Source organism: Limnohabitans sp., from assembly GCF_036804465.1.
Taxonomy (GTDB): domain Bacteria; phylum Pseudomonadota; class Gammaproteobacteria; order Burkholderiales; family Burkholderiaceae_C; genus Limnohabitans.
The window spans coordinates 1-6,204 of record NZ_DAIRSK010000034.1; the positions used below are offsets into that span (position 1 = coordinate 1).

Below are 6,204 nucleotides of genomic sequence, written 5' to 3' on the forward strand. Positions count from 1 at the left end.
CCGCTTGGCGCATGAGCCAAACGGGGGTGTGGTCGGTGGCTTGGCGCATGCAGGCGCGCAAAAAGCTGTCGTTTTGGAGTGGAGCATTCATGCCCAGATTGTCGTCGAGGACAGGCCTAGGTGTGCACGTGCTGGGCGCTTGGGGTCATGGCTTGCGTTTGGGTAGAGTGGCCAGTGCCTCTTGCACTTTGCGCACGCTGAGCAACTCTGACAGCACGATGGGTGATTGGCCAGGCGCGTACAACACATACACAGGCACGCCGCTGCGGCCCAAGCGGCTCAGCGCAACGGTGATGGCAGGGTCGCGACGTGTCCAGTCGGCACGCAGCAGGGTGACTTGATGCGTGGCGAAGTCTGCCAGCATATCGGGCTGGGAGAGGGTGGTTTTTTTGTTGATCTGGCAGCTCACGCACCATGCGGCGGTGAAGTCCACAAACACGGGGCGGCCTTGGTTCAAACTTTGCGCCACGGCGGCTTCGGACCAAGGCTGCCATAGATCGCTTGGGTAACTTGGGATGCCAGTGGTGTTTGGGTTGTCGTTGACGAGGGAAGTGGGGGAGGCCTGGCTTGCTGTCGCATTCAATTCTTCAGAAAAGCTGAGGGCACCCCACACCCAAACGGCGGCCATCAAACCAGCCAACACGCGTGCAGCGGGTGTGCGTAGCTGGAGCGCCCAAATCAAGGCCGCGAGTAACAGCAAGCCGCTCAGCGCCAACGTGGCGGCATCCAAGCTGGTTTGTTGACCCAAGATCCACAGCAGCCACACCACGGTTGCGAGCATGGGGAATGCCAAGAGCTGCCGAAGTGTGACCATCCAAGGGCCAGGATGAGGCAGCAGGCGCGCCACCGCAGGTACAAAGCTGGCTAGCAAATAGGGCGCGGCAAGGCCCAGGCCCATGGCCATAAAAATAATCAACGCTTGCCAAGTGGGCAAGGTGAAGGCGAGTCCCAAAGACGCGCCCATGAATGGCGCGGTGCAGGGCGATGCCACGGCCACAGCCAGCACGCCAGACAAGGCGGCATCGACGACGGGATGTTTGTGCTGAAAGCTGGCCAAGCGGGAGGGCAAGATGTGCCCGACCTCAAACAAGCCAAATAAGTTGAGTGCAATCAGTGTGAAAAACACAGCCATCACGCTCACCACCATGGGCGACTGCAGCTGAAAGCCCCAGCCCAGTTGTTCGCCCGCCGCACGCAGGGCCATCACGCCAGCGCCCAGCGCCAAGAAGCTCAGCACCACCCCGGTGGTGTAGGCCAAGCCCGCCACCCGGTGCGCGCGGTGAGCGCGGCTGTGTTGTGCAAATCCAAGCAGTTTGATGGCCAACACGGGCAACACGCAAGGCATGAGGTTGAGGATGAGGCCGCCTACAAATGCGCCCAGCAAAGCCAAGACAAAGCCAATGAATCCGTCCACGCTCAGCAAACCCGCAACTCCTAGGGGCTTCTCGTCATTTGCGAGCAAGGGCTTGGCGAGCGCCTGAGCCACAGGCAACTCAGACACGGCAGGCCAAGCTTGCGTGACAGGCGCTGTCACCGTAAAGCCTTGTCGATCAGACCCTTCACCCGAGGTGAGCAAAAAGCCAACTTGTTTGGGGTCGGTCAGGCGCAAATGGCTGAGCGGTAGCTTTGCTGTCCATACTGGGCCTTGCCAAGATTGGCTGGCGCGTGGGTCTTGGTCGGTGGCGGATTCCACCAACTCGGCGGTGTCTGGAAACACCTGGATCGTCTTGCCATGCAGCGAGGCGGGTAGGCCGCTGATTTGCAGTGCCAAGAGGTTCGCTTCAAAACTGAGGGAGGCGCTCGCGTTGGGCAAGCGTTTGGGTTGTGCAGCCAACAAGGCATCAAAGGCCGTGGTGTGTGTCGCGGAACTGCTGTTGACGGGAATGCGCAAGGCAAAGTCGCCTTCTTGCGGAATGCACTCAAGGCGGCACACCAGCCAGTTGGCGTGGACTTGAATGTCCAGCGTCTGTGTGGCGTTGGCTTTGAACTGCTGAGACACAGTGATTGGCACGGCCAACAACACGGTTTTTTCGAAGCCGTAGTTGGTGAGGCTGCCCGCTTTGAGTTTGTGCGGCAGGGGGAACAGCAGATCGCCCGCGCTGATGCCAGCGGGCAAGTTGAGCTCGAGTTGCGTAGGCAAGCCAGAGTCTCCTGGGTTGCGCCAATAGGTGTGCCATTCGGGCTGGTGTGTGAGCTGCAAGCCCACCCACAGCGGCTGGCCTGCTTGCACACCTTGTGGCGCATGGGCCAGCAATTCGGCGCGTATTTGCGGTGTGTTGACCACGGCACTGGGCATGCCCTGCGCCCACCCAGACACAAGTAAACAACCGAGTAAGCCAATTCGAAAAAAATGTTGAAGCATGGAACAGATGTTACCTAGCGGATGCAGGCTATGCGCCACAGGGGCCATCATGGGAAAGTAAGATGGCGTGTATGACTGCGCACACCAGCCCCCACACTCAGCAAGCCTTGGCCTCGCACCGCTGGGCCCAACTCAACACCCTCGACTTCGCTGCGTTGGATCCCGCGCGCACCGTGGCCGTGTTGCCTTTAGGGGCAACAGAGCAACATGGGCCGCACCTGCCGTTGTCAGTGGACACGTTGTTGGTGGATGGTGTGGTGAATGCCGCATTGACGCACTTGGCCGAGTCCGATCCCGTGTTGGTGTTGCCCACGCAATCCTTAGGCCTGAGCACGGAGCACACAGCCTTTGCAGGCACGCTTCATTTGTCGCCGCACACCTTAATTCAACTCTGGTGCGACATTGGGGCATCCGTGGCGCGTGCGGGTGTGAAAAAACTCTTGATGTTCAACGCCCACGGAGGCAATGTGGGCTTGATGGATGTGGTGGCGCGTGAGTTGCGAGCCCAGCATGGCCTGATTGTGTACAGCAGCAGCTGGTACAACTTGCCGATTGACACAGCTGTGATGGGGCAGTTCTCTCAAGACGAGCACCGCTTTGGCATCCACGCCGGTGACATGGAAACCTCCATGATGTTGGCGCTGTCACCCAGCAGTGTGAGCATGGCGCAGGCCAAAAACTTTGCGTCCACCTCGCAAGACCGCGCTAAACGCTATGCGGTTTTGGGCAATGGCAAAAGCGCCAAACTCGGCTGGCACATGCAAGACTACAACCCCCAAGGCGCTGCGGGTAATGCGGCTGGCGCTACGGCAGCCAAGGGCGAGGCACTTGTGCGCAGTGCGGGTGAGCAGCTGGCGCTGTTATTGAAAGAGCTGGTCGCCTTGCCGTTGAGCACGGTGCGCGTCTAACAACCGCTTAGGCAAAGGTGACCCAGTCTTTGTGAATGCGGGTTTCTAAGTGCGGCAAGCTGTTGAATGAGACCAAGCTATGTCGTTTTGGTGTGAAGCTAAATTCACTCACAGCGCTGTTGCGCATCCGCATGTTGAGCTCAATGCTGATTTCTGGGCTGGTGTGCAACACCTGCGCCACTGCTGTGGCAATCGGGCCGCCGCTGGAAACGATCAACACATGGCCTTCGTGTTGTTGGCGCACATGGTCGAGTGCTGACACAACGCCCTGGACAAATTCTGTGTAACTCGGCATGCCTTGCGGGCTCACCACGCCCGCCATCCATTGCGCAAGTCCATCGCGCAGCAAGCGGAAATATTGTTTGTAGCCCTCGGGTGTGGTGGGCTTGGCCAGGTTTCCCGGCTGAATGGCGCTGATGACGGCTTGTGCGTCGTATTCATCTAGGCCTGGCCATGTCAGTGCGGCGTGTTGTGTGCGCATGCCGTGTTGGATGGCAGCCAAGGTTTGGGCATGGCGCTTCATCGTGCCTGTGATCACGGCATCAAACCTGAGGTCTTGCGCTTGCCAGTGCTCGCCTAGGCGAAGGCTTTGCTGTTCGCCCAAAGGGCTGAGTTGGTCGTAATCGGCGGCTCCCAAAGAAGCCTGCCCGTGCCGCACGAAGTAAAGGTGTCCCATGGCTCTGAATCTGTTGTTTGTGCGCATTCTGAAGATGAATGCCAAAGCCAGCAGTCGCAGCAGAGACCCAGAGTCACCTGGGTGTCAAGGCGCAGTGAGTTCAGGGTTTGAAGGTGCTCATGGCGGCGAAGTCAGTTGCTCCCAGCGTTCAAGGGCAGCCATCAGCGCGTCTTCAATCTCGGCGTCGCGCTTGTGAATTTGCGCCACTTTGGCGGGGTCGCTGGCATAGAGGCTGTTGTCGGTGAGTGCCGCTTGGGTGTCTTTGTGCTCAGCTTCTAGCGAGGCAATGAGCGTTGGCAGTGCTTCTAATTCGCGCTGCTCCTTGTAGCTGAGCTTGCGGGTTTTGGCCGGGGGTGAAGCCGCTACTGCCGCTGCTGGCTTGGGTGTTTCTGCTGCCGTTTTGACTGCTGCAGGTGCAGCAGTTTTTGCTTGCGGCGCAAGGCTGCGGGCGCGTTCTGATTGAATCAGCCAATCTTGTACCCCGCCTTCGTATTCGCGCCAAAAACCGGGGTTGTCGTCCGTGGCTTCAAACACCAACGTGCTGGTCGCCACGTTGTCGAGGAAGGTGCGGTCATGGCTGACGATGAAGACGGTGCCGTTGTAGTTTTGCAGCAACTCTTCCAGCAACTCAAGTGTGTCGATGTCTAAGTCGTTGGTCGGTTCGTCCAGCACCAGCACGTTGGCTGGCCGAGCAAACAAACGCGCGAGCAACAAGCGGTTGCGTTCGCCTCCTGACAGCGAGCGCACGGGCGATGTGGCCCGAGAGGGCGAAAATAAGAAGTCGTCTAAGTAGCTTTTGACGTGTTTGCGTTGTGTGCCGATTTCAATCCACTCGCTGCCTGGGCTGATGAAGTCTTCCAGTGAAGCATCCATGTCAAGGGCGTTGCGCATTTGGTCAAAGTAAGCCACTTGCAAGTTGGCACCCTGGCGAATTTTTCCGTTGTCTGGTTCGAGCTCACCCAAAATCATTTTCAGCAAGGTGGACTTGCCCGCCCCATTGGGGCCAATCAAACCAATCTTGTCGCCTCGCAAGAAAGTGGCGGAGAAGTTTTTAGTGATGACTTTGTCGCCAAACGCTTTGTCCACCTCGGTGAGCTCAGCCACGATCTTGCCTGTGGGTGCTCCGCTGGCTACGTCGAGCTTGACACGACCCACTGCATCGCGACGCGCCTCACGCTGCGCGCGCAAGGCTTCGAGTCGTCCAATCCTGCTCTGGCTGCGGGTGCGGCGTGCCTCTACGCCTTTGCGGATCCACACCTCCTCGCCCGCCAACAACTTGTCGGCTTTGGCGTTGATGACCGCCTCTTGCGCAGCTTGCTCTTCTTTTTGCAATTGGTATTGTGAGAAGTTGCCTGGGTAGGTCAACAAATGCCCACGGTCCAACTCAACGATGCGGGTGGCGACCTTGTCTAGGAATGAACGGTCATGTGTGATGGTGATGATGCTGCCCTTGAAGTCGATCAAGAGCTGTTCAAGCCATTCAATGCTGTCGAGGTCTAAATGGTTGGTGGGCTCGTCCAATAGAAGGACATCAGGCGATGTGACCAAGGCTTGAGCGAGCGCTACCCTTTTCAGCGTGCCACCAGACAGAGCGTTGATGCGTGACTCAGGGTCAAGGTGCAGGCGGTGCAATGTTTCTTGTACGCGTTGCTCCCAGTTCCATCCATCAAACATTTCAATTTCGTTTTGCATGGCCGTGAGATCGCCCTCGCCCGCGCAGTACTGTTCAATGAGGTGAACAATGCGCGCTAAGCCAGCACTGACCGACTCGAACACACTGGCGTTGCTGTCTAGCTGCGGCTCTTGTGCGACGTAGGTCACGCGCAGCCCTTGTTGTACGCGCAAGTCTCCATCGTCAGCTTTCTCAAGCCCGCCAAGGATACGTAGTAGCGATGATTTGCCAGCGCCATTGCGACCGATGAGCCCTACGCGCTCAGCAGATTCAAGGGAAAACTCTGCATGATCAAGAAGTGCGACGTGCCCAAAAGCGAGCTGGGCGTTTTGTAGTGTGATTAAAGACATGCTGCATTATCAAGGCCACCTAGGGTTGTTGCTTAGATTCGTGACGATGAGGGATGGTGTGCAAGCAAATGACTTGGGACGGCCGTAAAGAAATTTCAAAAGATTGCTTGGCCGCCTAAGGGAAGTAGTGCTAAACTGGCGGGCTTCGCTGATAAAAATTGAATAGTGTTTTGCACAAGTCAATTCAGCGGAGGCGGTAAGAAAGATTTTTTGCAATTCTTCGAAATGTTCAAAAA

General features: G+C 57.7%; 6 protein-coding genes. 1 reads left to right on the forward strand and 5 read right to left on the reverse strand.

Features of this window, described 5'->3' with window-relative positions; translation table 11 throughout:
• On the reverse strand, nt 1–91 hold a 91-nt coding region (locus V7Q41_RS13225), incomplete at its 3' end, for a uroporphyrinogen decarboxylase family protein (protein ID WP_333846433.1).
• A gap of 54 nt (nt 92–145) precedes the next feature.
• Nucleotides 146–2,362, reverse strand: coding sequence for a protein-disulfide reductase DsbD family protein (locus tag V7Q41_RS13230; protein WP_333846425.1), 2,217 nt, complete (start codon nt 2,360–2,362; stop codon nt 146–148).
• 71 nt (nt 2,363–2,433) lie between these two features.
• Between V7Q41_RS13230 and V7Q41_RS13235 the strand changes: the two genes are divergently transcribed.
• Nucleotides 2,434–3,270, forward strand: coding sequence for a creatininase family protein (locus V7Q41_RS13235; RefSeq protein WP_333846427.1), 837 nt, complete (start codon nt 2,434–2,436; stop codon nt 3,268–3,270).
• Between the two features lie 7 nt (nt 3,271–3,277).
• Here the strand turns inward: V7Q41_RS13235 and V7Q41_RS13240 are convergent, their stop codons facing one another.
• The 3 genes from V7Q41_RS13240 to V7Q41_RS13250 form a co-directional block, all read right to left on the reverse strand.
• Complete coding sequence (locus tag V7Q41_RS13240) at nt 3,278–3,946, reverse strand: histidine phosphatase family protein (protein ID WP_333846429.1); 669 nt, start codon at nt 3,944–3,946, stop codon at nt 3,278–3,280.
• Nucleotides 3,947–4,063: 117 nt separating this feature from the next.
• The gene (locus V7Q41_RS13245) at nt 4,064–5,968 is read right to left on the reverse strand and encodes an ATP-binding cassette domain-containing protein (RefSeq protein WP_333846430.1); all 1,905 of its coding nucleotides are present in this window, start codon (nt 5,966–5,968) and stop codon (nt 4,064–4,066) included.
• A 9-nt stretch (nt 5,969–5,977) separates the two neighbouring features.
• On the reverse strand, nt 5,978–6,204 hold a 227-nt coding region (locus V7Q41_RS13250; protein ID WP_333846432.1), incomplete at its 5' end, for a hypothetical protein.